The following is a 331-nucleotide window of genomic DNA, read 5'->3' as shown; positions in this document are numbered from 1 at the left end:
GTTGTGCCGCGCCTTGGCACAGAGCTATTCGGTGGCTGTCATCACCAACGATAATTATACACGCGAAGATGCGGACGCCCTCGAGCGGGCGCAAGTCCTTCCGGAAGCGCGGATTCGTGGAGTGGAAACAGGGGGGTGCCCCCATACGGCCATTCGCGAAGATGCGAGCATCAATCTGGCGGCTATTGCCGATTTGAACGCAGCCTTTCCCGATCTTGATGTGATTTTCATCGAAAGCGGTGGGGATAATTTGGCAGCCACGTTTTCGCCTGAACTGGCGGATTTGACCCTCTATGTAATCGACACCGCTGCTGGGCAAGATATTCCTCGT

The 331-nt window shown here is 55.6% G+C and carries 1 protein-coding gene; it reads left to right on the top strand.

The window, feature by feature from the left end:
* On the top strand, positions 1-331 hold a 331-nt coding region (locus tag AB9F29_RS21645), incomplete at both ends, for a GTP-binding protein (protein WP_369757216.1).

It is taken from the genome of Falsihalocynthiibacter sp. S25ZX9 (assembly GCF_041205405.1).
Lineage (GTDB): Bacteria > Pseudomonadota > Alphaproteobacteria > Rhodobacterales > Rhodobacteraceae > Falsihalocynthiibacter > Falsihalocynthiibacter arcticus.
Note: the sequence above shows the minus strand (reverse complement) of the source record. Positions and strands in the feature narration are given on the sequence as shown.